This is a genomic window from Bradyrhizobium sp. ORS 285, from assembly GCF_900176205.1.
In the GTDB taxonomy this organism is placed as follows: domain Bacteria; phylum Pseudomonadota; class Alphaproteobacteria; order Rhizobiales; family Xanthobacteraceae; genus Bradyrhizobium.
The window spans coordinates 3393591-3419059 of sequence record NZ_LT859959.1 but is presented as its reverse complement, the minus strand read 5'-3'; the positions used below and the strand labels follow the sequence as shown (position 1 = coordinate 3419059).

Genomic DNA, 25469 nt, shown 5'->3' with positions numbered 1-25469 from the left:
TTTCGTTCGAATGCGCGCTCGGATGCCGAAGCGCAGCTCGCGGCTCTCCACCGCGCCATGGCCGTCATCGAATTTCGGATGGACGGGACCATCATCACCGCCAACCAGAACTTCCTGGATGCATTGGGTTACGGGCTCGACGACATCAGGGGCAAGCACCACGGCATGTTCGTGGAGCCCTCCGAGCGTGACAGCGCCGCTTACCGCGAGTTCTGGGCCGCGCTGAATCGCGGTGAGTTCAAGGCTGCCGAGTTCAAGCGCATCGCCAAGGGCGGTCGCGAGATCTGGATCGAAGCGTCCTACAATCCGGTGCTCGACAGCTCGGGCAAGCCGGTGAAGGTGGTCAAGTTTGCGACCGATATCACCGAGAAGCAGATGACGAGCATGGCCGCCAACTCGAAGCTGGCGGCCATCGATCGCGCCCAGGCGGTGATCGAGTTCAAGCTGGATGGCACCATCGTCGGTGCGAACGACAACTTCCTTGCTGCGCTCAGCTACCGGCTCGACGAGATCCGGGGCAAGCATCATAGCATGTTCGTCGAACCGGAGCTTCGTGACAGCCCGGCCTATCGCGAGTTCTGGACCGCACTCAATCGCGGCGAGTATCAATCAGGCGAATACAAGCGGCTTGGCAAGGGTGGCCGCGAGGTCTGGATCCTGGCCAGCTACAACCCGGTGCTCGACGCATCCGGCCGGCCGGTCGGGGTGGTCAAGTTCGCGACCGACGTCACCGCGCAGAAACTCAAGAACGCCGATCTCGCCGGCCAGATCGAGGCGATCGGCAAGTCGCAGGCCGTCATCGAGTTCAACATGGACGGCACGATCATCACGGCCAACAGCAATTTTCTGCACGCGGTCGGCTACACCCTGCCGGAGATCCAGGGCAAGCATCACAGCATGTTCGTTGAAGCCTCCGAGCGGGACAGTCCGGCCTACCGCGAGTTCTGGACGAACCTGAATCACGGCCAGTATCAAGCGGCCGAATACAAGCGCGTCGGCAAAGGCGGCAAGGAAATCTACATCCAGGCGTCCTATAACCCGATCCTCGATCTCAACGGACGCCCCTTCAAGGTCGTGAAGTATGCGACCGACGTCACCCGGCAGGTGTTCGTCCGCATGGGCAACGAGCGCGTCCGCGCGATGATGGAATCGGTCGCAGCCGGCGCCGAAGAGCTCAATGCCTCCGTGCGAGAGATCGCTGAAGCCATGACGAAGTCGCGAGAGACCGCCATGGGCGCGGTCGATCGCGTGGCAGCCGCCGATGCCCAGGCTCACCGATTGTCTGACGCCTCCCAGGCCATGAGCGGGATCGTCGAGCTCATTCACAGCATCACCGGCCAGATCAATCTGTTGGCTCTGAACGCGACGATCGAATCGGCCAGAGCCGGCGAAGCAGGAAAAGGTTTTGCGGTCGTCGCCTCAGAGGTGAAGAACCTGGCGACCCAAGCCAAGAACGCCACCGACAAGATCTCGCACGAGATCGAGAGCCTCAATAACATCTCGGGAGGGGTGGTCACGTCCCTCGGATCGATCAAGCAGGCCATCCAGAACGTGAGCGAATACGTCACATCGACCGCAGCAGCCGTGGAAGAACAGAGCACCGTGACCAGCGAAATGTCATCGAGCATGGCGCGCGCTGCGTCTGAAGCTCAGGCTCTTTCTTCGCGCGCAGCGTGACGATGTTCTCTCCGGAGCCTGCTGAGTGAGGCTCGTTGGAAGATGAACCATATAGACCCGGCCCGCGGACTTCTCCGCAGGCCGGGCCAGTGCTTCAGATTGACCGGGCCGCTCTAGGCTCCCACGTCATCATCCCATTCGCGACCACGCATTCAGCCAGACTGCCGGACTGGAGATGCCGCGAAGGGCGGCGCCGCGGGCTGTCACGAAGGACGACGAGCCGTCGAGGAAGTGCTGGTTGAAGGTCGGGATGCTCGCCGGGAACACCTCGATGTCGCCGCCCACCGGATGAATCTCGACCTCCTGCCCGGGAACGGCGACGCTCCCCAGCGCAACCGCGTAGTTGCTGTCGTCCACCCGGTTCACCACGATGATCACGCGCCTGAAATTGTTCGGCACGTTGACGCCGGCCGCGGTCGCGGCCGACGTGCCGGCGGCGTTGACGACGACGATCTGGGTGTCATCCGCAAAGGTCGAGACGTTGTTGTTGGAGACGATCTTTTCCATGAAAATCCTCAAGTCGAGTTGGGAGCCTGCACGGACGCGTGGCCACGGCGCGGCTCCCGGCCGACGCGGCAACGCCGACGACGCCGAGCCGCAACCGCGGACACCAGCGTTGTCGAAACCGGATGATGGATGTGAGGGAGGAGCCTGACGCGCGCCGTCGCGGACGGGCGACGATCAAAGGCAGGGTGCCATAAGACACCTGATTTGCCCGACGGCGCAAGGGCGAGTTCGCGATTTCAGAAGCGTCCTGGTCCGTTCATTCGGGCCTGGGGGTCCGAAGTCGCTCGCTGCTCGCAATCACGTGTTGGTGCTGCATGCCCCCATGGCACCGGCCGCAAGGCGATCGCATGTGACGTTCGCTGCCTTGTGCTCGTCTCTTTCATCGTCATGGCCGGGCTCGTCCCGGCCATCCACGTCGTCCGGCATGCTGAGAACGACGTGGATGCCCGGGACAAGCCAGGGCAGGACGGAGTCACTAACGGGCAGGATCGTTGAGCGGGCACTCTCACTACGAGCTGTCCCCGCGAACGCGGTGGTTGCCGCTCGCCCTCGCAGTCGCCTCGTCCCCGCCACGCCTTGCCATCGTGACGCCACGGTGCCGCCGCGCGCGGCATTCATGTCTGACCGCGTCCACGTGCGGCAGGCTGGACGTGCAAACACGCATCGCCGTCCTGGACCAACGTGGGCTTGAGAGCCAGTCTTGGGGGGACAGTCTTGGCGAAGCACGAAGCATCTCGGTTTCTGGTCCGGCTCCTGCGCTCGCGCTTGCGCGACCATCGGACCGAGCTATCCGAGCTGCGTCGCCACATCCGGCCGGGCGACATCGTCTGCGACGTCGGCGCCAACAAGGGCAGCTTCCTGTATTGGCTGGCGCGGTGGTCCGCGCCCGGGCGGGTGATCGCCTTCGAGCCGCAGCCGGACCTCGCCCACGGCCTGACCCGGCTGTGCAGCCAGTTCGCGCTCGACAACGTGGTGATCGAGCCGCGCGCCGCCTATTCCTGCACCAGCCGCAAGACGCTGTTCGTGCCCGAGGGACATCAGCCCGGGGCATCGCTGCTGCAACCCGCCGAGAGGTCGAAGCCGATCGCGGTGCAGACCGTCGCGCTCGACGATTACCTGCCCGCGACCGGGCATGTCTCCGCGATCAAGATCGATGTCGAAGGCGCCGAGCTCGACGTGCTGCGCGGCGCCGAGCGCACGTTGCGCCGCTGCCGGCCCCTGCTCGTGGTCGAATGCGACCGCCGCCTCGCCACGATCGACCGGGTGAGGCAGACCTTCGCACTGCTGCTCGGCCTCGGCTATCGCGGCGAATTCCTGGACCGCGGCCGGCTGCTGCCGCTGTCGGCGTTCGATCCCGAGGTTCACCAGCGCGCCGACGGCGAATGGTTCTGGAAGCGCAAGGACTATTGCAACAACTTCGTGTTCCGGAGCGTGGACGCGCACGCCTCGTGAGCGACGGCTGTTGCCTGTGAGTAAAGCTCGCGGCCGCCGTCATGGCCAATTGTCCGAATAGTCCAACCCGAACGCTCACTGCCAGTCCGCGTGAGGTGGCTCTCACCGGGTCTGGTGCCCGTGGCTGCCCCTCACCCCAGCCCTCTCCCCGTGAAGAACGGGGAGAGGGAGCGCACCGACATCGCCGCGCCGACCTTCGTCCCGGTCTCCAATAACAACATGCTCATGGCCGATGTGCAGCGTCGCCCTCGGCGTCAGACCCTCATGGTGAGGAGCGCCGGCTTCGGCGCGTCTCGAACCATGAGGCCCCCTAGGGATCACCGAGCCATCGGCATCACGAAACGCCCGGAACAGTCGGTTGAAACCATTTCCTCCTCGTGACGAAAACGTCCTGAAACACGGCGCCGGCATCCTTGCTTCATTCCACTGACCCCCGGGGGATTGCCGATGACCGCGTTGCTGAGCTTCATTTTCGAGTCCTACTGCCTGAGCTGCCGGGCGATGTATCCGGAGCTCGACGCCGGCCGTACGCCCCCGGCGGAATGATCACCAGGGTTCGGCCGCCCGCGGCCAACGGCAAGGTCCGCGCCCCCCGTTAAGCTTTCCGCTTCAGCTTAACGCCGGCTTCCATTTGACGCCCGCGCCTTCATCCGCCACGTCGTGGCGATGGAGCTTTGACATGTTTGAATTGGTTGTTTTGACCGCGATCTGTTGCATTGCCGCCGTTGCCGTCGTGACCTTTTATCAGCGGCGCCAGGACGTCCTGTACGGCCCCTATATCGAGGACGTCGCCAGCGGCCCGGCGCTCCGCGACGAAGGGATCGAAGCCTCCTCGTCCTGATCCCAAGGCGCACATCCGCGAAGCGCCCGCACTCCGGTGAGTTTCTCGCCGACGACGCGTCGTCGCGCGTCAGCGGTCAAAGGCTGCGGCCATGCCCGTCACTGATCAGCGCGTCGAGCCGGTCGGGGCTGATGTTCTGGCCGCCCGGCGTCTGGATGCTCACGCAGGCGGCGCCCAGCCGCAGATAGGTGTTGGCCGTGAGCAGCGCGTCCTGCGCGCTACGGCACCGGATGGTGGCGATCGCGTTGATATTCTCGGCACGGACGGTGAACGACGCGGCAGCCATGAAGAGCCCGTGAGCAGCTAGCGGCAGGATGAAGCCGAAGCTTATGCAGTGCGGCCTGACGGTCTCATTGAGCTGGATCAAACGGCCAGCGCGCCCCGCCGGCCGGACATCCCATGGTGCCGCAGCCCCAGGCTCAGCCCCGGTTCAGCGACAGGCTGATGCGGGTGACGATGCCGTCCCAGTCGCGCTCCCAGGCGCGGGGATAGTTGATCAGCACGCAGTGCACGTAGCCGCCGGCGAAGTTGCAGCGATTGTACCAGACATAGTCGCCCTTGTAGCTCGACACCGCGAAGAAGCGCGAGGTCACGCGCTTGTACTGGATGTTCGGCGGCGGATTCTTCCTGGCGAGGAACCGGGCCGGCGATTCGCCGTCGCTGGGCGCCGACTGCACCGTGAGATTGGCGCGGCCGTCTGAGGTCTGGAAGCGCTGACCGTAGCCGTCGGGCCGGCCGGCGGTGTCGCTGAAGATCGAGGCGGGAATGTCGACCGAGGTGCCGGTCTCCGGAATCCGGTAGGTGGTCCAGCGCACCGGCTCGGCCTGCGCGGCGGCGCTCGAGCTGGCGGCAAGGGTCAGAAGCGCCAGAGCCCTGATCATCGAAGTCATGTTCATCGTCCCGAACGGCATGGAGAGATCCGAGGTTAGCCCGTCTTCGCGGCCCCGCGAAGGCAGGTCTCCGCCCCCGCCGTGGAGAACGCGCAGCACCGCCGCGAGGTTCATGATCGGCGGCGCCCTCGTCGCGCACATGCCGGCAGCCGACTCACCCTGCAATGCCGCAGGCGTCCAACACGCTTTCGGAGGCCGGGATGACCTCCAGCGCCCCAGGTGACTCATGCGCAGTCGATCCCGTTTTCCCAGGGACATCAGCCGCCTCGGCGCGATCAGGTTGACTCCATCAAAAATTTCGCTTGCTATTTTTCCGAATTTCGGAAATGATGCGGCTGTCCCGTCCTCGTGAGAGGGACGCTTCGCGATCGTCACGAACGTGGAGGGCGGGATGCGGTGGCCGCCATCGGTCGCAGCGTGCTTCGATGCGCGCGGACGAACGACAGGTGGCGGACGTGAAGACGCGTGGTCCTGGCGCCCCGACGCTGGCGCTAAGCCCTTGGGTGATGATGATCCCCGGGGGCGACGGTGGCTAAACAGCCGGACACCGAGGAGAGCGCGAGATAAGCGTTAAAACCACCGCGCAGGGAATGCCGGGTTGCCCGGCTCGACCTGTGGTGACTGCCGCCTGCTTTATTTTCTGCAGGCGGGCCATGGGTTGCGGCCAGCGCCCGGCATTCCCTGCGCCCTCTTCTTTCGATGGGGGTTTCTTCAAGAAGACCTGGGCCTGCGGGGCCGCGGGACCGTTGATGCTTGCTTGTGACATATTCGTCATATCCGATGCCCGACATCGGCTGTTGTCGCGGCGGCACCGCGCTTGGGCGGCGAGGATTGTGCGGCCGTTGTTTGACGGGTGCATCCACAGCGAGATGGCGCCGGCGATCTTTTGGGGCTGTCGACCACATGATACCGGTCATGCCATCGATGCCCCTCGAATCCGAGGCCGCTCCGCCACAGGCGTTAAGCTTTCGCCACATATCGGTCGGCGGCGAGATGAGCAGCCCGGATACTTCGAGTTGCTTTTGCAACCCGGCCCTTGGCGCCCGCGCGACATGCTCGGCGCGGAGCGCGCGACATCGCAAATGCGCGTCCACGCAGCAATTAAGCTTAAGAACGTGCGATGCGCCGTCGCAACAACCTGCTCGTTTCATTCAGCAGCCGTGACGTGCAACAATACTGAGCGCAACTTTCATCAACCTCAGATTTATTTAACTGATCTTTTACTTTCCTCAACTTCGCCCCAAATTTTGCACGATGCTGGGTTCCACTTTCATAATTAGAACTCTTCTCAGGCCCTACAAAAAGGCCGACCCAGAAAGGGTTCTAATAGCCTCGGATATACTTTCATCACTCACTCTCCGTCTTCGTTTCGCGTACAGAGGTCCAACAATGACAACCCTGACAAAGGCTCTCCCGACCCACATCGAAGAGACCCGCATCGACTCCGAGAAGCTGCGGACGATCCTGATGCTGTGCGCCGCCACGGCGTTCGGCTTCTTCCTTCATTCGACCTACGGTCTCGATCTCAGCTACGCCTTCTTCTGATTTGATCAGTCCGCCGGCATCACCGGCCGGACTCTTCATTGCCGGACGCGATCGTCGTCCTCTCAGGCTCGCGGGGTCATGGATCGCCCCGCGCGTCGCCTTTCCCGAGTGTCACGCGAACATCACGGCGAGTGCCGCCGCCACAGGCTGATCGCGCTTTTGCACAGCCTGGCCGCGCTGCTCCCACAATTTCGCCGCGACCACGCGAGACGCTCCAGAGTGTAAAGAGTTCGCTTGGTTGAGGACGAGTAGCGTCATGCGTTCGCCAGTCTATGATCTCTACCAGATGAAGCAGGATCGCTTGCCGAAGGGCGCCCGTTCGGCATGGCTGCGCACGCGGCCCAACGAGCCGCCGCCGGCGGCCGATGACTGGATCTTCGTCGGCAAGGAGCGGCATCCCAGCCGCTGGACGATTGCCGAGATGACCGAAAAGGGCACCTGCTATCGCGAGATTCCGATCTGGCTGTCGAGCCGGCGCAGCATGATGGCGTCGACGTCCGACAACGCCGTGCAGACGCCGGCCGCCTGAGCCGCGCCGACGCTAGGCCAGCTTCACGCCGTAATAGTCGTCGACCTTGCGGCCGGTCGCGAGGTCGCCCCAGTCCCACTCGCGCTCGTCGGAATATTTCGGCGCGCCGCGAAGCTGGTCCTCGGTCACCCCGGTGACATAGCCGCCGAGCCGCGTATCGTATTTCAACGACTGCCACGGCAGCGGATAGTGCTCGTTGCCGAGCCCGAGAAAGCCGCCGAAGGCGAGCACCGCGTAGGACACCCGGCCGCTGAGCTTGTCGATCATCACCCGCTCGATCGTGCCGATCTTGTTGTCGTCAGCGCCAAAGACGGCCGTCCCTTCGACCTTGTCGCTGCCGATCAGATTACCATATTCGCTACGGTCGAGCATTGATGTGTCGAGCATGGACGTCATGTCAGCCTCCGTTGATTGAGACAGGAAACGTGCGGCCACCAAGCTGCGTTCCGCGCTCTTGTTGTCGCATCACTCCGCGTCCGATGACGGGCTGCCCTGCCCCTCCGGATCGCGCGTCGCCTCATGCGTCGGAGATTGGGGCGACGTCGTCTGGTGGGCGCGCTGAGCCCGCTCCTTGTCGGCCGGCTGCTCCTCGCCGCGTCCGGTCCTGACGATCCCCTGGTCGTGCTGTGCCATCGGAGTCTCCTGTTCGATTTCAGCTAGTGGAGGACGTCGAGCGGAACGCGGCAGATCTCGTCCCCCTCTTCATTGGTCACCAGCACCGCATAGTTCTGATTACGCAGCTCCGGATGATCCGCCGCCAGCTGCCGCGCGATCACGTCGGCCGAGTCCATCGCCTCGACGTCGCCCGGGAGCTCGACGTAGCGCTCGTTTGCGATCGGCTCGCTGTTCGTCAAATCAAAGTGATAGAAGGGCATCGTCCAACCGCTGATGTTGCGCATGCCCAAACGACGCCGGCAGACGGCTTTCGTTCCCTGACCGCAGCGCCTGAGCCAATCGGTCACAAGGCCCCGGCCGACCGCCGCTGTTTTGCAAAACCGGGACGAACGTTCGCCGCCCACGCTCGTTGTCGACCACCCTCAAGCGGAGCAAGCGCATGGCAGACGATCGCAGATCTTCGTTATCCCGCCGCCAGATGGTCGGCGGCACTGCGACCCTCGCGGCCGCCTCATTGACGACAGCCGCAGCGAAAGGACGTGAAACGATGGCCGAGGACTCCAGGACCGCCGAACGATCGGTCGACCCGACCGACAAATACCCGAAGCCGCCGTTCGAGCGTCAATCACAGCCATGGCCCGGCCTGGCGAGCAAAATGTCTCCGCGGCCTGATCACGGCGAGACCAGCTACAAGGGATCCGGACGGCTCGCGGGGCGCAAGGCGCTGATCACCGGCGGCGACTCCGGCATGGGACGCGCGGCGGCGATCGCCTATGCCCGCGAGGGCGCCGACGTCGCCATCAACTATTACCCGACCGAGGAGCCGGACGCCCAGGAGGTCGTCGCCCTGATCCAGGCGGAAGGACGCAAGGCGGTGGCGATTCCCGGCGACCTGCGCGACGAGCGGTTCTGTCAGCAATTGGTGCAGCAGGCCGTCGAGGCACTCGGCGGTCTGGACATCGTCGTCAACAACGCCGCACGCCAGCAGGCGCGTCAGTCCATCCTCGACGTCTCCTCGGAGGATTTCGACGCGACCATGAAGACCAACATCTACGCGCCGTTCTGGATCATCAAGGCCGCGCTGCCCCACCTGAAGCCGGGTTCGGTGATCATCGGCACCTCCTCGGAGCAGGCCTACGATCCGTCTCCGGATCTGTATGACTACGCGCAGACCAAGGCTGCCACGATGAACTACGTCAAATCGCTGGCCAAGCAGCTCGGTCCGAAGGGCATCCGCGTCAACGCCGTGGCTCCCGGTCCGATCTGGACGCCGCTGCAGGTGTCCGGCGGTGCGACGATGGAGAAGCTGGAGAAGTTCGGCGGCCAGACGCCGCTCGGCCGTCCAGGCCAGCCGGCGGAACTGGGGTCGATCTACGTGCAGCTCGCGGCCGCCGACGCGAGCTACGCCAACGGCCAAGTCTACGGCTCGTCGGGAGGGTCCGGGCAGCCCTGAGGGTGCCCTCACGCTCAAATGCGGGTGGTGGGCTGCGGAAGCGAATAGGCCTCCGTATGAACCTGGCGGATCGTCGTCACGGCTGCGACCGCTGACGCCACGCTGAACGCGGTCAGCAGCGCGATGAGAATGGTGCGGGGAGTCATGAATGCGTCCTCCATTGGCCTCGCTACTCGCCGGGCGATGTCGCCCTTCGCCGGATGACAGGGGCGGTCTCGCCATCGAGCCAGTCCTGCTCGACGGCCAGTGCACGCCAGCTTTCAGCCATCCGCGTATAGCGACGGAACGCGGGATCACCTTCGGCTCGCTCCGCGAGATGAAGACAGTTGTCGGCGTTTTCTCTGAAGAGATCTGATTGCTTCATACGAAATAGCTGGGAGGCGACCGGCACCGCCACAACCCGGGTTACACGATCTTAATCTTCGTGGAACGCCCTCCAATCCGATGACGTTCGTCCGGAACCTCCTCCTGGTTCCAGGTAAAAACTTTCCCGGATCCGTTAGGAACGAGTTTCGCAGGAATGAGTTGAGCCGCTTGTGCCGGGTTCGAGCGGTTCCATTAGCCCTTGAAGTCGGCATGCAGCTTGATTTGAGAGGTGGTCGCGGGCTTGTATGCCGCTGACCTTCAGACTCGGAATCGAGTTGGCCAATGTGCTGCCCCGGGGGAACTACATGAGCGATCTCGATCCAGCTGAGAGCCCGTTGCCCGCGCGACAAGGATTTGGTCGGCACGGCAACGGAACCGATATGCCCAACGCCAGCCAGGATCTGCTTCGGGCGCTTCAGGCCATGCGGTCAGGCGACTTCTCCGTTCGCATGGGCGGCGACTATCTCGGCATCGACGGCAAGATCGCCGACACGTTCAACGAGATCATTGCCGCGAACGAGAGAATGGCGCAGCAGCTCGAACGCGTCGGCCAGGTGGTCGGCCGCGAGGGCAAGACCCGGCAGCGGGTGAGGTTCGGCATCGCCAGCGGCTCCTGGTCCGACATGGAGAGCTCCGTCAATACGCTGATCGACGATCTGCTCTGGCCGACCCGCGAGGTGACGCGTGCGGTCGCCGCGGTGGCCCAGGGCGACCTGCTGCAGACCGTGAAGCTCGACGTTGACGGCCGGCCGCTCGGCGGCGAGTTCCTGCAGTCGGCGACCATCGTCAATACGATGATCAAGCAGCTCAGCGTCTTCACCTCCGAGGTCACCCGCGTGGCGCGCGAGGTCGGCACGGAAGGCAAGCTCGGCGGCCAAGCGCAGGTTCCGGAGGTGACGGGCGTCTGGAAGGACCTCACGGAGAGCGTCAACTCCATGGCCAACAACCTCACCGGCCAGGTCCGCAACATCGCGGAGGTCACGATCGCGGTGGCCAATGGTGACCTCTCCAAGAAGATTACGGTCGACGTCCGCGGCGAGATTCTGCAGCTGAAGGAGGCCATCAATACGATGGTCGATCAGTTGCGCTCCTTCGCGTCCGAGGTGACGCGCGTGGCGCGTGAGGTCGGCACCGACGGCAAGCTCGGTGGTCAGGCCATCGTTCCCGGCGTCGCCGGCACCTGGAAGGATCTGACCGACTCCGTCAACGCGATGTGCGGAAATCTGACCGCGCAGGTGCGCAACATCGCCAACGTGACCACGGCCGTGGCGCGCGGCGACCTGTCGCGCAAGATCACGGTCGACGTCCGCGGCGAGATCCTCGAGCTGAAGGACACCATCAACACGATGGTCGACCAGCTCAACGCATTCGCCTCCGAGGTAACGCGCGTGGCGCGTGAGGTCGGCACCGAGGGCAAGCTCGGCGGCCAGGCGCAGGTGCCCGGCGTCGCCGGCACCTGGAAGGACCTGACCGACAACGTCAACTTCATGGCCTCCAACCTGACGGCGCAGGTCCGCAACATCGCCGACGTCGCGACTGCGATCGCAAGCGGCGACCTGTCGAAGAAGATCACGGTCAACGTCTCAGGCGAAATCCTTCAGCTGAAGGAAACGCTGAACACGATGGTCGACCAGCTCAACGCCTTCGCCGGCGAGGTCACGCGCGTCGCCCGAGAGGTCGGAACCGATGGCCGGCTCGGCGGACAGGCCAACGTGCTCGGCGTCGCCGGCACCTGGAAGGACCTGACCGAGAGCGTCAACTCGATGGCGTCGAACCTGACGGCGCAGGTCCGCAATATCGCCGAGGTGACCACCGCGGTGGCCAACGGCGACTTGTCGAAGAAGATCACGGTCGACGTGCGCGGCGAGATCCTGGAGCTGAAGGACACCATCAACACGATGGTGGATCAGCTGAATGCCTTCGCCGGCGAAGTGACGCGCGTGGCGCGCGAGGTCGGCACCGAAGGCAAGCTCGGCGGCCAGGCCATGGTGCGCGGCGTCGCCGGGACGTGGAAGGACTTGACCGACAGCGTCAACTCGATGGCCTCGAACCTGACCGGTCAGGTCCGCAACATCGCGGAGGTTGCGACCGCCGTCGCCAAGGGCGACCTGTCGAAGAAGATCACGGTCAACGTGTCAGGCGAGATCCTTCAGCTGAAGGAAACGCTGAACACGATGGTCGATCAGCTCAACGCCTTCGCCGGTGAGGTGACGCGCGTCGCCCGCGAAGTCGGCACCGACGGCAAGCTCGGCGGCCAGGCCGAGGTGCCCGGCGTCGCCGGTACCTGGAAGGATCTGACCGACAGCGTCAACTCGATGGCCGGCAACCTGACGGCGCAGGTCCGCAACATCGCCGAGGTGGCGACCGCCATCGCCGGCGGCGACCTGTCGCGCAAGATCACAGTCGACGTGCGCGGCGAGATCCTGAGCCTGAAGGAAACGCTGAACACGATGGTCGATCAGCTCAACCGCTTCGCGGGCGAGGTGACGCGCGTGGCGCGCGAGGTCGGCACCGAGGGACGGCTGGGCGGCCAGGCCAACGTGCCCGGCGTCGCCGGCACATGGAAAGACTTGACTGACAGTGTCAACTCGATGGCCGGCAATCTCACCGCGCAGGTCCGCAACATCGCCGAGGTGACCACGGCCGTGGCGCGCGGCGATCTCTCGCGCAAGATCACGGTCGACGTGAAGGGCGAGATCCTGGAGCTGAAGAACACCATCAACACCATGGTCGATCAGCTCAATGCGTTCGCGTCCGAAGTGACGCGCGTCGCCCGTGAGGTCGGCACCGAGGGCAAGCTCGGCGGCCAGGCTCAGGTGCCGGAAGTTGCCGGCACCTGGAAGGACCTCACCGACAGCGTCAACTTCATGGCCTCGAACCTGACCGCCCAGGTCCGCAACATCGCGGAAGTTGCCACGGCGATCGCGGGCGGCGATCTGTCGAAGAAGATTACCGTCGACGTCCGCGGCGAGATCCTGCTGCTGAAGGACACCTTGAACACGATGGTCGAGCAGCTCCGCTCGTTCGCGGCCGAAGTCACGCGCGTCGCGCGCGAGGTCGGCACCGAGGGCCGGCTCGGCGGCCAGGCGGTGGTGCCCGGCGTCGGCGGTACCTGGAAGGATCTGACCGACAACGTCAACCTGCTCGCGGCGAACCTGACGACGCAGGTCCGCAACATCGCAGAGGTGACGACCGCCGTGGCGCGCGGCGATCTCTCGCGCAAGATCACCGTCGACGTGAAGGGCGAGATCCTCGAGCTGAAGAACACGATCAACACGATGGTCGATCAGCTCAACGCCTTCGCCGGCGAGGTCACGCGCGTCGCCCGCGAAGTCGGCACAGAGGGTAAGCTCGGCGGCCAGGCCCAGGTGCCCGGCGTTGCCGGCACCTGGAAGGACCTGACCGACACGGTCAACTTCATGGCCGCCAATCTGACCGAGCAGGTCCGCGGCATCGTCAAGGTCGTGACCGCCGTGGCCAACGGCGATCTGAAGCAGAACCTGACCGTGAAGTCGAAGGGCGAGGTCGCCGCCCTCGCTGAGACCATCAACAACATGACGGAGACCCTCGCGACCTTCGCCGATCAGGTCACCAGTGTCGCCCGCGAGGTCGGCGTCGAGGGTCGCCTGGGTGGACAGGCCAACGTGCCCGGCGCCGCCGGCACCTGGAAGGATCTCACCGGCAACGTCAACCTGCTCGCCGCCAACCTGACGTCCCAGGTCCGCGCCATTGCCGAGGTTGCGACCGCCGTCACCAAGGGCGATCTCACGCGAACCATTCAGGTCGATGCGCGCGGCGAAGTGTCCGAGCTCAAGGACAACATCAACACGATGATCACCAATCTCCGGCTCACGACCGATCTCAACACCGAACAGGACTGGCTGAAGACGAACCTGGCGAAGTTCACCAACATGCTGCAGGGGCAGCGGGACCTGACAACCGTCGGGCGCCTGCTCTTGACCGAACTGACGCCGCTCGTGAATGCACATCGCGGAGTGATCTACCAGGTCGAGAACGAATACACGCCGCAGCTCCGACTGCTCGCCTCCTACGCCAATGACGGCGTCTATCCGCATCGCCAGCTCGTCCAGTTCGGCGAGGGGCTGATCGGGCAATGCGTCATCGACAAGCGCCAGCGGCTGATCTCCGAAATTCCGTCCGATGTCATCCCGGTGGGATCCGCCCTGCTCCGCGCCGTCCCGAAGAACCTCGTGGTGCTTCCCGTTCTGTTCGAGAACCAGGTCAAGGCCGTGATCGAGCTGGCGTCGCTCAGCCCGTTCACGACGTCGCAGATGACGTTTCTCGAACAGCTCACCGACTCCATCGGCATCGTGCTCAATTCGATCGAGGCGACGATGCAGACCGAGGGCCTCCTCAAACAGTCGCAGCAGCTCGCTGCCGAGCTGCAGGCGCAACAGCGCGAGTTGCAGCAGACCAACGAGCAGCTTGAGCAGAAGGCCCAGCAGCTGGCCGAGCGCAACGTCGAGGTCGAACGCAAGAACCAGGAGATCGAGCAGGCCCGCCGCGCGCTCGAGGAGAAGGCGACCGAGCTCGCGCTGACCTCGAAGTACAAATCCGAGTTCCTGGCCAACATGTCGCACGAGCTGCGTACGCCGCTCAACAGCATCCTGATCCTCGGCCAGCAGCTCACCGAAAACCCCGATGGCAATCTCACGCTCAAGCAGGTCGAATTCGCCCGCACGATTCACGGCGCGGGTACCGACCTGCTCAACCTGATCAGCGACATTCTCGATCTCTCCAAGATCGAATCCGGCACCGTGACGGTTGACGCCGAGGAGATCCTCACCGCCAACCTGCTCGACACCGTCGGCCGTCCGTTCCGGCACGAGGCCGAAAACCGCCTGCTCTCCTTCAATATCGATGTCGATCCGACTCTCGCGCGCAGCATCGTCACCGACTCCAAGCGCCTACAGCAGGTGTTGAAGAACCTGCTGTCGAACGCCTTCAAGTTCACCGCCGAGGGCGGCGTCCGCCTGAAGGTCTCCGCCGCCCTCGGCGGCTGGAGCGCCGAGCATCCGGTGCTCAGCAATGCGCCCGCGGTGATCGCGTTCGAAGTGTCGGACACCGGCATCGGCATTCCCCAGGACAAGCAGAAGCTGATCTTTGAGGCGTTCCAGCAGGCCGACGCCGGCACCAGCCGCAAATATGGCGGCACGGGACTCGGGCTTGCGATCAGCCGCGAGTTGGCGAACCTGCTCGGCGGCGAGATTCATCTCCGGAGCGCGCCCGGCAAGGGCAGCACGTTCACGCTCTATCTGCCGCTTAAATATTCCGGTCCGACAACAGCGCCGCGCATCAACCAGGCAGCGCCTATTCCCTACATTCAGACCCCGGCGCTGCAGTCAGCGGCACCGCCGGAGCGCGTCGTCGAGCAATTGGCGGACGATCGTCTCAATCTGGCAGCAGGAGATACGATCCTCCTGGTGGTGGAGGATGATCCTCACTACGCGCGTGTGCTCATCGACCTCGCGCGCGACAAGGGCTTCAAGGTCCTGGTCGCCAGCCGCGGGGCCGAGGCGCTGGATCTCGCCAAGCAGTACCAGCCTGCCGCGATCTCGCTCGACGTGTTCCTGCCGGACATGCTCGGCTGGACCGTCCTGAGTCAGCTCAAGCACAACCCGCTGACGCGGCATATTCCTGTTCAGATCATCACGCTCGACGAAGACCGGCAGCATGCCCTGGCGCGCGGGGCCTTCTCCTTCGTCAGCAAGCCGACCACGACGGAAGGCGTCAGCGCGGCGCTGTCCCAGATCAAGGAATATGCGAAACCGCGCCGCAAGCGCCTGCTGATCGTGGAGGACAACGCCGCCGAGCAGATGAGCATCCGTGAGCTGCTCGGCCATGACGACATCGAGATCCTTGCAGCGGAAACCGGCGCCGGCGCGCTCGACATCATGCGCAGCGCGCCCTGCGACTGCGTCGTGCTTGATCTTCGCCTGCCGGACATGAGCGGCTTCGACGTACTCGACCAGCTGCGCTCGGACGAGACACTGTCCGGGGTCCCCGTGGTCGTCTTCACCGGCCGTGAATTGTCGGCGGAGGAAGATGCGGAACTTCACACGATCGCACGAAGCATCGTCGTGAAGGGGGTTGAATCGCCGGAGCGCCTGCTCGACGAGACCTCGCTGTTCCTGCATCGCGTGATCACGCATCTGCCGACCGAGAAGCAGCGCATGCTGGAGAAGCTGAACAGTTCCGACGAGGATCTGGTTGGCAAGACGGTGCTGCTTGTGGACGATGACGCGCGGAACATCTTTGCCTTATCGAGCGTGCTGGAACGGCGCGGCATGAAGGTGCTGACCGCGACCACCGGCAGTGAGGCCATCGAACTCGTTCAGCACAACCCGGAGATCGCGATCGTGCTGATGGACATCATGATGCCCCAGATGGATGGCTACCAGACGATTGGGGTCATCAGACAGACCCCCGCCTTCGCCCGCCTCCCCATCATCGCGTTGACCGCGAAAGCCATGAAGGGAGACCGCGAAAAATGCCTCGAGGCCGGGGCCTCGGACTACCTCGCCAAACCCGTCAACACCGAGCAGCTGCTCCTTGCCATCCGCATGTGGCTGCACCGCTGAACGGCTGAACATCATGGAACATGAGAAGGTCAACATCCTCCTGGTTGACGACCAGCCCGCGAAGCTGCTGGCCTATGAAGTCATCCTGAAGGACCTGAACGAGACTCTCGTGGTCGCGACCTCCGGCCGCGAGGCGCTCGAGATCCTGTTGAAGAACGAGATCGCCGTCATCCTGGTCGACGTCTGCATGCCCGAGCTCGACGGTTTCGAGCTCGCACAGATGATCCGCGAGCATCCACGGTTCCAGAAGATCGCGATCATCTTCATCTCCGCCGTTCAGGTCAGCGATTTCGATCGGCTGCGCGGCTATGAAATGGGCGCCGTCGATTACGTGCCGGTCCCGGTCGTCCCGGAGGTGTTGCGTGCGAAGATCAAGGTCTTCACCGAGCTCTATCGCAAGACGCGCGAGCTCGAGCATTTGAACCTCGAGCTGGAAAATCGCGTTCGCGCCCGCACCGCCGAGCTGGAGAAATCCACCGCGCGCCTGCGCGAGAGCGAGGAACGCCGCAGCATGGCCATTGCAGCCGGCCGGATGGGCTCGTGGGATTGGGACGGCATCAATGGCGACTGGATGTGGGACGAAGGTCAGTACCGCATCTTCGGCGTCACCCCTCAGGGCTTCGAGCTCAATAGCGTCAACATCATGAGCCTGCTGCATCCTGATGACGCGGAGCGTGCGCGGCACGTGCTGGCGGAGTTCGGCCGGGGCATCACGTCCTATGAGGCCGAGTTTCGGATCCAACGGCCAGATGGCGAGGAGCGCTGGTGCGTCGGAACCGCGGCGGCCACCACGGACAGATCCGGCCGCGTGATCCGCGTCAGCGGCGTCACGATCGACATCACCGAGCGCAAACGCGCCGAGGAGCGCCAGAACCTGCTGACGCGGGAGGTCGATCATCGCGCCAAGAATGCGCTGACGTTGGCGCAGTCGATCGTCCGCCTCACCAAGGCGGAGAGCGTGCGGACCTATGTCAGTGCCGTCGAAGGCCGCATCAGCGCGCTGGCGCGTGTTCACACCATCCTCTCGCTGTCGAGCTGGCAAGGCGCAGAGATCAGCCGCCTCATCGCCGAGGAACTCGCGCCCTATGCCACGGGAGGTCAGGTCGGCTTCGGGGGACCCGAGCTGCAGCTCGAGCCGGCCACGGCGCAAACGCTTGCGCTGGCGCTGCACGAGTTGGTGACCAACTCCGCCAAATACGGCGCGCTTTCGGTCCGCTCCGGCCATCTGTCGGTGCAATGGACGATCGAGCCCGATCAGCGGCTCGATCTTACCTGGATCGAAACCGGCGGACCGCTGGTCCATGTGCCGACCTCGCGCGGCTTCGGCACGCGCAGCCTGATGGCGAGCGTGGAGAGCCAGCTCGGCGGCCGCGCGTTGTTCGACTGGCGTCCCGAAGGCCTCGTCTGTCGCCTGCTTGTGCCGCTTCGGCCGGGTGCTACTCCGCCGGAGACGACGAGGTCCTTTACGGTCGCCGCACCAACAGAAACGCGTCAGCGCGCGGCGGGGTGACGGGCGGCTCAGCCGACTGCCTCTCTGGTGATCCGCACCGGCACCGACTTGGCAGCCGGCACCTTGCTGCCCTCGGCGTAGTGCCACAGCGGGATCAATCCGTTGCATTCGGGGTAATAGGCGGCGACGCTGAACTTGGGAATGTCGAATGTCACGGCTTGCAGTCCGCCGAGCGAGCGTTCGACGCCGTCATCGGCGACGGTCGACAGTTTGACGATGTCGCCCTGCCCGATGCCCAGCTCCGCCATGTCGCTTGCATTCATGAACACGACGCGACGCCCGCCGGACACGCCGCGGAAGCGGTCGTCCTCGTTGTAGATCGTGGTGTTGAACTGGCCGTCGGCACGCAACGTCATCAACTGGAAGATGCCATTGCCCTCTTCCGGCGGATTGAGCGCGGCTTTGGGCACGGTGAAGTTGGCCTTGCCCGTCGCCGTCTTCCATTTGCGCTCGCGGGCTCCGAGCGGCCGTGGAAAGCCGCCGGGCTCGAACAGCCGCTTGTTGAAGTCCTTGAACTGATCGGGGTAGGTGCGCTCGATCGCCTCGCGGACGAGCGCATAGTTGCCGACCCACGCATCCCAGTCCACGTGCGCATTGGGCGCGAGCGTCGCCTTGGCGAGGCCGGCCACGATCGCGGGCTCCGACAGCAGGCCTTCGGCAACCGGGTGACGCTGGCCCTTAGAGCCGTGAATACAGGTCGTCGAATCCTCCATCGCCACCGCCTGCTCGCCGGTCGCCTGGCGGTCGATCTCGATCCGTCCGAGGCACGGCAGAAGGTAGGTGATCTCGCCGGGCACCAGATGGCTGCGATTGAGCTTGGTCGCGATCTGTGCGGACAGCCGCAGCTTCGCCCAGGCGGGCTCCATCAGTGACCGCTCCGGCACGGCGCGCAGGAAGTTACCGCCGAGGCTGACGAAGCCCTTCACCTCGCCTTTGATGATCGCCTCGCAGGCATCGACCGTGCTGAGCCCGTCCCAGCGCGGCGGCTCGAACGCGTAGAGCTCGGCCAGTCTGTCGAGCGGCACCAGCTTGGTCTTCTCGGAGATGCCCACGGTGCGCTGCCCCTGCACGTTGGAATGACCGCGGACGGGAGAGATGCCGGCGCCGGGCTTGCCGATATTTCCGCGCAGCAGCAGCAGGTTCACGATCATCTTGGCGGTCTCGACCCCATGGCGATGCTGCGTGATGCCCATGCCGTAATTGGCGATCACGGCGTGCGCCGATGCATAGACCTTCGCTGCCTCCAGGAGATCAGCCCGGCGCAGCCCGGACGCCCGCTCGATATCGCTCCACGACGCCCGACGGCAGTAGTCCGCGAATGCCTCGAAGCCCGAGGTGTGCTGCTCGATGAAGGCCACATCGAGCACGCGCGGGCGCTTCATCGCAAGTGCTGCGTCATCGGCCTCGATCACGGCCTTGCACATCCCGAGCAGCGCCGCGCCGTCGCCGCCGACCCTGAGCTGATGATATTGCGTGCTGATACGGGTGCCGCCGGTAAGCACCATCTGGATCGGATTCTGCGGATTGGTGAAGCGCTCCAGCCCCCGCTCGCGCAGCGGATTGAAGGTGATGATCGGGACACCACGCTGCGCCGCCTTCTGCAGGGGATGCAGCATGCGTGGCGAGTTGGTCGTGGTGTTCTGGCCGAAGAACAGGATGCAGTCCGACTTGTCGAAATCGTCGAGCAGCACGGTGCCGACAGGCACGCCAATCACCTCGGGCAGCGCAACCGAGGTGGACTCGTGACACATGTTCGAGCTGTCGGGAAAATTGTTGGTGCCGTACATGCGCCCGAACAGCTGATACATGTAGCTGGTCTCGAGCGAGGCGCGGCCCGACGTGTACATCACCACCGCGTGCGGATCGAGCCGTTTCAGCTCGGCTCCCACGGCGCGAAACGCCTCGTCCCAACTCACGGGAACGTAGCGGTCACTCGCCGCATCATAGCGCATCGGATGCGTCAGCCGGCCCTGCTCTTCCAACTGATGGTCCGACCACGTCCGCAGTTCGGATAGGGTATGCTGAGCGAAGAACTCCGGCCCGACCGTCTTGCTGGTGATTTCCCAGGCGGTCGCCTTGGCGCCGTTCTCGCAAAATTCGAACGGGTGCGGATGGGCCGGCTTGGCCCAGGAGCAGCTGACGCACATGAACCCATCAGGCTTGTTCTGCTTCAGAAGGATCTCGCTGCCGAGCAGCGTGACCTCCTCCTGGGTGAGGATGCTGGCCACGGCCTGCACCGAGCCCCACCCGCCGGCCGGAGCCGTATAGTCCTGGATCTTCACCTTCTCACTCACGGCACATCTCCGCGGCCTGAAAAGCGGCCAACCCGTGATCAAGAGGTAAGTTCCGCGCACTCACGGCAGGTTGCGTGGCCCAGGGCCGATCGCGACCGAGCAGGCGATGATGGGCAAGACGGATGGACAAGACGAATTAGGAACGACGCGCCGCGCCAAGCGTCTTCCATTTGTCTCCGGCGGCGTTCCCCCATCTCGTCGGAGACACTCCGTGTGGACTGCGGCCCAGCGTTCGACCCCTCGGGCGCTGGGCCTGTTCGTGCGGAGAAGGCCGGGCCTCATCGACCCGGCCCTCACGGCCAAACTCAAGCCGCGCTACGCTGGAGGTGCCGGCCTTCGCGGACCTCCTCGATGATCTTGGCGCTGAAGGCTTCGAGATCACCGGGATTGCGTGACGTGATGACGCCCTGGTCCACCACGACCTCCGCATCCTGCCACTGCGCGCCGGCGTTCGCGACATCGGTCTTGATCGACTTGTAGGACGTCATCTTGCGTCCCTTCGCAATGCCCGTCTCGATCAGGAGCCAAGGCGCGTGGCACACCGCGGCAACGATCTTCTTGGCCTCGAAGATGTCCTTGATGAAGGCCAGTGCCTTTGGCTCCAGGCGCAGCAGGTCCGGGTTGATCTGGCCACCCGGCAGCACGATGGCGTCGTAGTCCGAGGCCGATGCCTGGTCGAGCGTCTTGTCGACCTTGACGGGCCGCCCCCAATCCTTCTGGTCCCAGCCTTTGATCTCGCCCGGCGCGAGCGAAATGATTTCCACGGTCGCTCCGGCCTGCTTCAGGCGATCACGCGGCAATTCGAGCTCGGATTGTTCGAATCCATTGGTCGCAAGAATCGCGATCCTCTTGCCTTTGATGTTGTCCATCATTCTCTCCTGTTCAGATCGATATGGCGGGCAACCTTGCGCCAGGTATCATCGTTCCGCGGCAATGCAGGACCGATCGTCACAACTGGTCGATCGATGCGGCTGGAGGCCGTGGAACAGCCAAGCCTCGGGGAGGTTTGTGTGTGGGAGCAGCCCTGGACGGACCGCACGCCGCGGACGAGCTGGACGCTCCGGCGGACCGCGATCTGGAGCTCCTCGTGCCCTACGCACTGTTTGAGAATGACGAAAGATTGACCCGTCCGTTTCGGACCGAGCGCGAGGTCTGGGAGGCGGCCGAACAGGCTGATCTCGTGACCTTGGATCCGCACGGCGAGAAGGTGCTCGACAACAACTTCGAGATCAAGCCGTGCGAGGCAACGCCGGACGAGCTGACAAGCCCGCGCGACGAGATCGTGCTTCCCAAACCACATGGCGCCGACGCGACGGACGAACACAATCCCGCTTCGCAATCGCGGCTTTCGTCGCGGAAGGCAGCGCCGTCGTGAGTCCTCGCCAAGCGCGAGAGGACACGACGCCAGCAACTAGAACATAAGAGGAACATTCTGCCGATCGCTGTGTTGGATCGTCATTCGGCGATGATGGCAAGGAGATCAGCGATGACGGAGAAGATTGAGAAAGATCCGAAGACCTGGGTCTCGGGCGACGATCCGATGACGGATGCTCAGGCCTCCTACTTGAAGACGCTGAGCGAACAGGCGGGGCGCCCGGATCCCACTCCGGATGTCCAGACCAAAGCGGAGGCGTCCGAACTGATCGACGAGATGCGGCACGCCGCAGGGCTGGAGTAAGCTTCCTGGAGTGAGCCGCCGGGATCTTGATAGATCGGTACTCCGATGCATGCACCCCACGGCCTGAGACAGTCGCGAATCAAGACTCGGTTGTTTAGTCTTCGCGCCACGTCTCAGGAGTGGACCATGGTTGCGGATAGTGACAGCAAGGTTGCCTGGCATCGCGCACAGCTGAAGAAGAACCGCGCAGCGCTCAAACAGATCGAGACCGCACGATTCACGATCGGCGAAAGCTCTGATCCCAAGGCGATCGAACGGACGAAGCGGCAGGTCGCGGAGCTTCAACTGAAGGTCCGCGAGTCGGAACAGATCGTCGGCCAGCACGACAAACAAGCGCGCCGTCCTCTGGGGACCGACTTGCGCAGCCTCTCCAACGTGTCCTGGCGCAATTGGACCGGGAACGGCCCGCGCTGAGCGCGCGCTCCCGGTCCCACTCCGCCGCCTTTCAACGCGTGCGCGGCGAGGGCCCGGAACTCGTGAGGACATTTGCGGCCTGCGGGCCCTCGTCCCGCCGCAGCCAGTGCGTCAGCCGCTCATCGCTCCGGCGCAGCGCAGCCAGATCGAGCCGTCCTTCCGCGAGAGCCTGTTTGGCGCAGCCGAACACGCGATGAAACTGCGTGCCGTCATAGGCCACGAGCAACAGATCGGCGCCGCCATTGAGGGCTTCGACGACGGCCTTGCAGAGATCGTGTCCGTAGATCGCTCCCATCACGAGATCATCGGTGATGATCACGCCCTGATAGTTCCACCGGCCGCGGATGAGGCCTTCGAGCACCGCTTTTGAGTGCGAGGCCGGCCGCTCCCGATCGATCGCGTCGACCATCACGTGACCCACCATCATGGCTGCATGTGAATTGTCCAGCACCTGGCGGAACGGCCGCCAATCGGACTGCTCCAGCACCTCGGCTGATGTATCGAGCTGCGCGGAGAAGTGATGCGTGTCGGCCTCTACGCGCCCGAGACCCGGGAAGTGCTTGACCGCCGCCTGCACGCCGCTCGCCTCCAGGCCACGGACATAGCTGAGCGCGATGTCCCCCACCACGGCCGGATCGTTGGAGATCGCACGCTGCCCGATCAGCGTATGAAAATCGAACCGGTTACGCGTCCAGCGTGGCCGCAGATCGACCACCGGCGCCAAGTTGAAAGTGATGCCCGCTGACGCCAGCGACTGCCCCTGGGCGCGCCCCATCTCGTACGCATCATGGGCACGCCGCGCAGCCGGGTGATCGGCCAAGGTCGCCAGCCCCGGCATGTTCGGCAACGTCGGCGAGAGATGCGCGACCCTGCCTCCTTCCTGGTCGGCCGACACGAGCAGCGGCGGCAGCCCGGCTGCCCTGCGCTCCGCCTGTAGCCGTGCCATGTCGGCGCTCAGCTGCGCCTCGGTCCGTCCGCGCACATTGTGATGAGTGACATACACGCCGGCGATCAGGCCCTGCCCGGCCAAGGCGGCGGCTTCATCGACAGACGTGTAGCCCACGATGAAATGCCGTCCGAGCAGACGCGCGACATCCGGTGCCGTCTGAAACGTCTCGTATTTGCGCCAGGCGAACGCGAACTGCGTCGCGGTGAGCGCGAGCACCGGGATGCACCATGCCAGGACCAGCATGCGTCCAGCCATGCCGTCGCGCCAGCGCCCGCTCATCACAAGCAGCAGCGGAGCTGCCAGCCCGATGATGAGCAACGCGGCGTGCCCTGTCCCGCGCAGCCGGACCAGATAGGGCTCGTTGCTGTTGAGCGTGATGGCAATGAAAGCCAGAGCAAGGATCCAGAGGACGATGGTCCTGATACGTCCGAGCATGTGAGCAGCCGATCATTCCCTTGAGAAAGACGGACTCTGCCTAACAACGCTCAACCTCCAACGCCAGGAGCTGAATCGCCTCTGCACGAAATCTGCAAACAAATCCTGAAATGCTGCAGGCCCGCTCGTGAGCGGCTGCACGCGGCGGGGTCATGGTGCGGTCATCGGCTGCCGACTGCCGGCCGTATCGTCACTCAATCGAGGACCCCCGCAAATGACCAGCTCCGCGGAGCTGACGGCGTCTCCAGCCGTCTCGCTCTCCATGTGGCACAAATTCGCCCTCGCCTTCGCGCTCCTCGCGCTCGCCGATATCCTGTTCTACGATCAAGCCCCAGGGCTCTCGCTTCCGATCTTCACCGCCGCGCTGGTCGCGACCAGCCTGCTTGCCAATCACGCCGGCATCGATCGATCGCGGACGAGGCTCGCAGCCGTGCTGCTCGTCCTGGGACTGCTGCCTGCGATCGAGGACCTGACCCTGCTGTCGGTCTCGAGCGTGGTCCTCGCAACGATCTCAGCAATCGCCCTGATGACAAACCCCGCAGCCGAAGGGCTTCGCCTGCCGGTCACGGCCGCACGACAGCTGCTCCTGGTCGGACCGTTCAGGCTGATCCCCGACGCCATCGCAACGCTTCGCGCGCACGACTTTACGCGGCTGCTGCTGACCTGGAGCATTCCACTCGCCCTCGGCCTCGTCTTCAGCCTGCTATTCGCCGCAGCCAACCCGGTCATCGAGCAGTGGCTCGATCAGCTCCGGCCCCAGCACGTGGTTTCCAACCTGAGCTTCGGCCGCCCGCTCTTCTGGCTCTTGATGCTGTCTCTGATCTGGCCGTTCATCCATCTGCGCTGGCGGCAGCGGACGAAGACGCCGCGCCTGCCGATCGATGCCGAGGCCGAGCAGACATCGTCGATCGCATCTCCCCTGCTCAATCCGCAAACCGTCGTTCGCTCGTTGCTCCTGTTCAACCTGCTGTTTGCGATTCAAACTGCGCTGGATGGCGTATACCTGTGGGGCCATGCGGCGCTTCCCGACGGGATGACCTACGCCACCTATGCGCATCGCGGCGCCTATCCGCTGATCGTCACGGCACTGCTGGCCGCCGCCTTCGTCATCATCGCCGTCCGCTCCAAACGCGACGACGAGCCGCGGCTGATCCGTCCACTGGTCTACCTCTGGGTCGGACAGAATCTGCTGCTGGTGCTGTCCTCGATCCAGCGGGTCCACATTTACGTCCAGACCTACCTCCTGACCCACTGGCGCATCGCGGCGCTGATCTGGATGGCGCTGGTTGGCATCGGCCTGATCCTGATCGTGGTCCGGATCGTCCTGGACCGCCCCACGGCGTGGCTCGTCCGCATGAACCTGATTGCGCTTGCGGCGACTCTCTATGGCTGCGCCCTCGTCAATTTCTCCGCAGTGATCGCCGACTACAACGTCGCTCATAGCCGCGAAGACGGACGAAGCGGGACCGCCATCGACATGCCCTATCTTCTGAGCCTAGGTCCGCAGGCCCTGCCGGCGGTCCGGCGAGCCATGCTGCTGCTGCCCGGGGAATCCGCACTGTCCCGCATGAACCAGAGTCTGTTGGACCAGCAGGCAAAGGACATGGCGAACTGGCGCTCCTGGACGTTCCGCGGCTGGCGCTTGCAGCGCTATCTCGATACACATCCCCTGATCCAGAACCCCAGCTAATGTCCCGCCGCGGAGCCTCGAT

The 25469-nt window shown here is 64.3% G+C and carries 23 protein-coding genes; 12 read left to right on the top strand and 11 right to left on the bottom strand.

Features of this window, described 5'->3' with window-relative positions; all coding sequences use genetic code 11:
* Window positions 1–57: 57 nt before the first annotated feature.
* Complete coding sequence (locus BRAD285_RS15330; protein ID WP_371507713.1) at window positions 58–1677, top strand: PAS domain-containing protein; 1620 nt, start codon at window positions 58–60, stop codon at window positions 1675–1677.
* A 129-nt stretch (window positions 1678–1806) separates the two neighbouring features.
* On the opposite strand, the gene BRAD285_RS15325 is transcribed toward BRAD285_RS15330, so the two are convergent.
* Window positions 1807–2184 (bottom strand): hypothetical protein, encoded by a 378-nt coding sequence (locus BRAD285_RS15325; protein WP_035645203.1) that lies wholly within the window; start codon window positions 2182–2184, stop codon window positions 1807–1809.
* Window positions 2185–2898: 714 nt separating this feature from the next.
* Between BRAD285_RS15325 and BRAD285_RS15315 the strand changes: the two genes are divergently transcribed.
* Window positions 2899–3636, top strand: coding sequence for an FkbM family methyltransferase (locus BRAD285_RS15315; protein ID WP_006610463.1), 738 nt, complete (start codon window positions 2899–2901; stop codon window positions 3634–3636).
* Window positions 3637–4315: 679 nt separating this feature from the next.
* Window positions 4316–4477, top strand: coding sequence for a hypothetical protein (locus BRAD285_RS35775; protein ID WP_006610464.1), 162 nt, complete (start codon window positions 4316–4318; stop codon window positions 4475–4477).
* A gap of 76 nt (window positions 4478–4553) precedes the next feature.
* Here the strand turns inward: BRAD285_RS35775 and BRAD285_RS15310 are convergent, their stop codons facing one another.
* Both BRAD285_RS15310 and BRAD285_RS15305 read right to left on the bottom strand, forming a co-directional pair.
* Window positions 4554–4844 carry a hypothetical protein gene (locus BRAD285_RS15310; RefSeq protein ID WP_244422106.1) on the bottom strand — a complete coding sequence of 97 codons (291 nt, stop codon included), beginning with the start codon at window positions 4842–4844 and terminating at the stop codon, window positions 4554–4556.
* Window positions 4845–4896: 52 nt separating this feature from the next.
* Window positions 4897–5367 (bottom strand): hypothetical protein, encoded by a 471-nt coding sequence (locus BRAD285_RS15305; RefSeq protein WP_006610466.1) that lies wholly within the window; start codon window positions 5365–5367, stop codon window positions 4897–4899.
* Window positions 5368–6756: 1389 nt separating this feature from the next.
* On the opposite strand from BRAD285_RS15305, the gene BRAD285_RS35770 reads away from it, so the two are divergent.
* A complete protein-coding gene (locus BRAD285_RS35770) occupies window positions 6757–6912 on the top strand; it encodes a hypothetical protein (RefSeq protein WP_006613581.1) in 156 nt (51 codons plus the stop codon).
* 256 nt (window positions 6913–7168) lie between these two features.
* Window positions 7169–7441, top strand: coding sequence for a hypothetical protein (locus BRAD285_RS15295; RefSeq protein ID WP_006613580.1), 273 nt, complete (start codon window positions 7169–7171; stop codon window positions 7439–7441).
* A 12-nt stretch (window positions 7442–7453) separates the two neighbouring features.
* On the opposite strand, the gene BRAD285_RS15290 is transcribed toward BRAD285_RS15295, so the two are convergent.
* From BRAD285_RS15290 to BRAD285_RS15285, 3 genes are all read right to left on the bottom strand, one after another.
* Window positions 7454–7828, bottom strand: a complete 375-nt coding sequence (locus BRAD285_RS15290) for a PRC-barrel domain-containing protein (RefSeq protein WP_035647658.1) — start codon at window positions 7826–7828, stop codon at window positions 7454–7456.
* A gap of 78 nt (window positions 7829–7906) precedes the next feature.
* Window positions 7907–8074, bottom strand: coding sequence for a hypothetical protein (locus tag BRAD285_RS35765; protein WP_006613578.1), 168 nt, complete (start codon window positions 8072–8074; stop codon window positions 7907–7909).
* Between the two features lie 23 nt (window positions 8075–8097).
* Window positions 8098–8340 (bottom strand): hypothetical protein, encoded by a 243-nt coding sequence (locus tag BRAD285_RS15285; protein WP_244422302.1) that lies wholly within the window; start codon window positions 8338–8340, stop codon window positions 8098–8100.
* Between the two features lie 155 nt (window positions 8341–8495).
* Between BRAD285_RS15285 and BRAD285_RS15280 the strand changes: the two genes are divergently transcribed.
* Window positions 8496–9509 (top strand): SDR family oxidoreductase, encoded by a 1014-nt coding sequence (locus tag BRAD285_RS15280; RefSeq protein ID WP_006613576.1) that lies wholly within the window; start codon window positions 8496–8498, stop codon window positions 9507–9509.
* Window positions 9510–9523: 14 nt separating this feature from the next.
* Here BRAD285_RS15280 and BRAD285_RS36525 read toward each other — a convergent pair whose 3' ends face one another.
* The gene (locus tag BRAD285_RS36525; protein ID WP_256387685.1) at window positions 9524–9655 is read right to left on the bottom strand and encodes a hypothetical protein; all 132 of its coding nucleotides are present in this window, start codon (window positions 9653–9655) and stop codon (window positions 9524–9526) included.
* A 23-nt stretch (window positions 9656–9678) separates the two neighbouring features.
* On the bottom strand, window positions 9679–9873 hold the full coding sequence (locus BRAD285_RS36310) for a hypothetical protein (RefSeq protein WP_006613574.1): 195 nt from the start codon (window positions 9871–9873) through the stop codon (window positions 9679–9681).
* 382 nt (window positions 9874–10255) lie between these two features.
* Between BRAD285_RS36310 and BRAD285_RS15270 the strand changes: the two genes are divergently transcribed.
* Both BRAD285_RS15270 and BRAD285_RS15265 read left to right on the top strand, forming a co-directional pair.
* Window positions 10256–16477 (top strand): HAMP domain-containing protein, encoded by a 6222-nt coding sequence (locus tag BRAD285_RS15270; RefSeq protein ID WP_371507617.1) that lies wholly within the window; start codon window positions 10256–10258, stop codon window positions 16475–16477.
* Window positions 16478–16490: 13 nt separating this feature from the next.
* Window positions 16491–17987 carry an HWE histidine kinase domain-containing protein gene (locus BRAD285_RS15265; RefSeq protein WP_035647649.1) on the top strand — a complete coding sequence of 499 codons (1497 nt, stop codon included), beginning with the start codon at window positions 16491–16493 and terminating at the stop codon, window positions 17985–17987.
* Window positions 17988–17995: 8 nt separating this feature from the next.
* Here BRAD285_RS15265 and BRAD285_RS15260 read toward each other — a convergent pair whose 3' ends face one another.
* Together BRAD285_RS15260 and BRAD285_RS15255 are read right to left on the bottom strand one after the other, a co-directional pair.
* On the bottom strand, window positions 17996–20281 hold the full coding sequence (locus BRAD285_RS15260; RefSeq protein ID WP_006613571.1) for an FdhF/YdeP family oxidoreductase: 2286 nt from the start codon (window positions 20279–20281) through the stop codon (window positions 17996–17998).
* A 305-nt stretch (window positions 20282–20586) separates the two neighbouring features.
* Window positions 20587–21153, bottom strand: coding sequence for a type 1 glutamine amidotransferase domain-containing protein (locus BRAD285_RS15255; RefSeq protein WP_006613570.1), 567 nt, complete (start codon window positions 21151–21153; stop codon window positions 20587–20589).
* Between the two features lie 140 nt (window positions 21154–21293).
* Here BRAD285_RS15255 and BRAD285_RS15250 point away from each other — a divergent pair, with 140 nt between their 5' ends.
* The 3 genes from BRAD285_RS15250 (at window position 21294) to BRAD285_RS15240 (ending at window position 22373) form a co-directional block, all read left to right on the top strand.
* A complete protein-coding gene (locus BRAD285_RS15250; RefSeq protein WP_006613569.1) occupies window positions 21294–21656 on the top strand; it encodes a hypothetical protein in 363 nt (120 codons plus the stop codon).
* A gap of 111 nt (window positions 21657–21767) precedes the next feature.
* On the top strand, window positions 21768–21959 hold the full coding sequence (locus tag BRAD285_RS15245; protein ID WP_006613568.1) for a DUF3072 domain-containing protein: 192 nt from the start codon (window positions 21768–21770) through the stop codon (window positions 21957–21959).
* A 126-nt stretch (window positions 21960–22085) separates the two neighbouring features.
* Window positions 22086–22373: a hypothetical protein gene (locus tag BRAD285_RS15240; protein WP_006613567.1), complete on the top strand. Its 288-nt coding sequence runs from the start codon at window positions 22086–22088 to the stop codon at window positions 22371–22373.
* 31 nt (window positions 22374–22404) lie between these two features.
* On the opposite strand, the gene BRAD285_RS15235 is transcribed toward BRAD285_RS15240, so the two are convergent.
* The gene (locus BRAD285_RS15235; protein WP_006613566.1) at window positions 22405–23757 is read right to left on the bottom strand and encodes a glycoside hydrolase family 3 N-terminal domain-containing protein; all 1353 of its coding nucleotides are present in this window, start codon (window positions 23755–23757) and stop codon (window positions 22405–22407) included.
* Window positions 23758–23971: 214 nt separating this feature from the next.
* Between BRAD285_RS15235 and BRAD285_RS15230 the strand changes: the two genes are divergently transcribed.
* Window positions 23972–25447: a DUF4153 domain-containing protein gene (locus BRAD285_RS15230; protein ID WP_006609309.1), complete on the top strand. Its 1476-nt coding sequence runs from the start codon at window positions 23972–23974 to the stop codon at window positions 25445–25447.
* Window positions 25448–25469 lie beyond the last annotated feature (22 nt).

Coding starts and splice junctions, on each gene's coding strand:
- BRAD285_RS15255 (WP_006613570.1), bottom strand. CDS start 21,153: ATGATGGACAACATCAAAGGCAAGAGGATCGCGATTCTTGCGACCAAT.
- BRAD285_RS15230 (WP_006609309.1), top strand. CDS start 23,972: ATGACCAGCTCCGCGGAGCTGACGGCGTCTCCAGCCGTCTCGCTCTCC.
- BRAD285_RS15285 (WP_244422302.1), bottom strand. CDS start 8,340: ATGCGCAACATCAGCGGTTGGACGATGCCCTTCTATCACTTTGATTTG.
- BRAD285_RS15330 (WP_371507713.1), top strand. CDS start 58: ATGGCCGTCATCGAATTTCGGATGGACGGGACCATCATCACCGCCAAC.
- BRAD285_RS15290 (WP_035647658.1), bottom strand. CDS start 7,828: ATGCTCGACACATCAATGCTCGACCGTAGCGAATATGGTAATCTGATC.
- BRAD285_RS36525 (WP_256387685.1), bottom strand. CDS start 9,655: ATGACTCCCCGCACCATTCTCATCGCGCTGCTGACCGCGTTCAGCGTG.
- BRAD285_RS36310 (WP_006613574.1), bottom strand. CDS start 9,873: ATGAAGCAATCAGATCTCTTCAGAGAAAACGCCGACAACTGTCTTCAT.
- BRAD285_RS15240 (WP_006613567.1), top strand. CDS start 22,086: ATGGTTGCGGATAGTGACAGCAAGGTTGCCTGGCATCGCGCACAGCTG.
- BRAD285_RS15325 (WP_035645203.1), bottom strand. CDS start 2,184: ATGGAAAAGATCGTCTCCAACAACAACGTCTCGACCTTTGCGGATGAC.
- BRAD285_RS15270 (WP_371507617.1), top strand. CDS start 10,256: ATGCCCAACGCCAGCCAGGATCTGCTTCGGGCGCTTCAGGCCATGCGG.
- BRAD285_RS15245 (WP_006613568.1), top strand. CDS start 21,768: ATGACGGAGAAGATTGAGAAAGATCCGAAGACCTGGGTCTCGGGCGAC.
- BRAD285_RS35770 (WP_006613581.1), top strand. CDS start 6,757: ATGACAACCCTGACAAAGGCTCTCCCGACCCACATCGAAGAGACCCGC.
- BRAD285_RS15305 (WP_006610466.1), bottom strand. CDS start 5,367: ATGACTTCGATGATCAGGGCTCTGGCGCTTCTGACCCTTGCCGCCAGC.
- BRAD285_RS35765 (WP_006613578.1), bottom strand. CDS start 8,074: ATGGCACAGCACGACCAGGGGATCGTCAGGACCGGACGCGGCGAGGAG.
- BRAD285_RS15235 (WP_006613566.1), bottom strand. CDS start 23,757: ATGCTCGGACGTATCAGGACCATCGTCCTCTGGATCCTTGCTCTGGCT.
- BRAD285_RS35775 (WP_006610464.1), top strand. CDS start 4,316: ATGTTTGAATTGGTTGTTTTGACCGCGATCTGTTGCATTGCCGCCGTT.
- BRAD285_RS15280 (WP_006613576.1), top strand. CDS start 8,496: ATGGCAGACGATCGCAGATCTTCGTTATCCCGCCGCCAGATGGTCGGC.
- BRAD285_RS15265 (WP_035647649.1), top strand. CDS start 16,491: ATGGAACATGAGAAGGTCAACATCCTCCTGGTTGACGACCAGCCCGCG.
- BRAD285_RS15295 (WP_006613580.1), top strand. CDS start 7,169: ATGCGTTCGCCAGTCTATGATCTCTACCAGATGAAGCAGGATCGCTTG.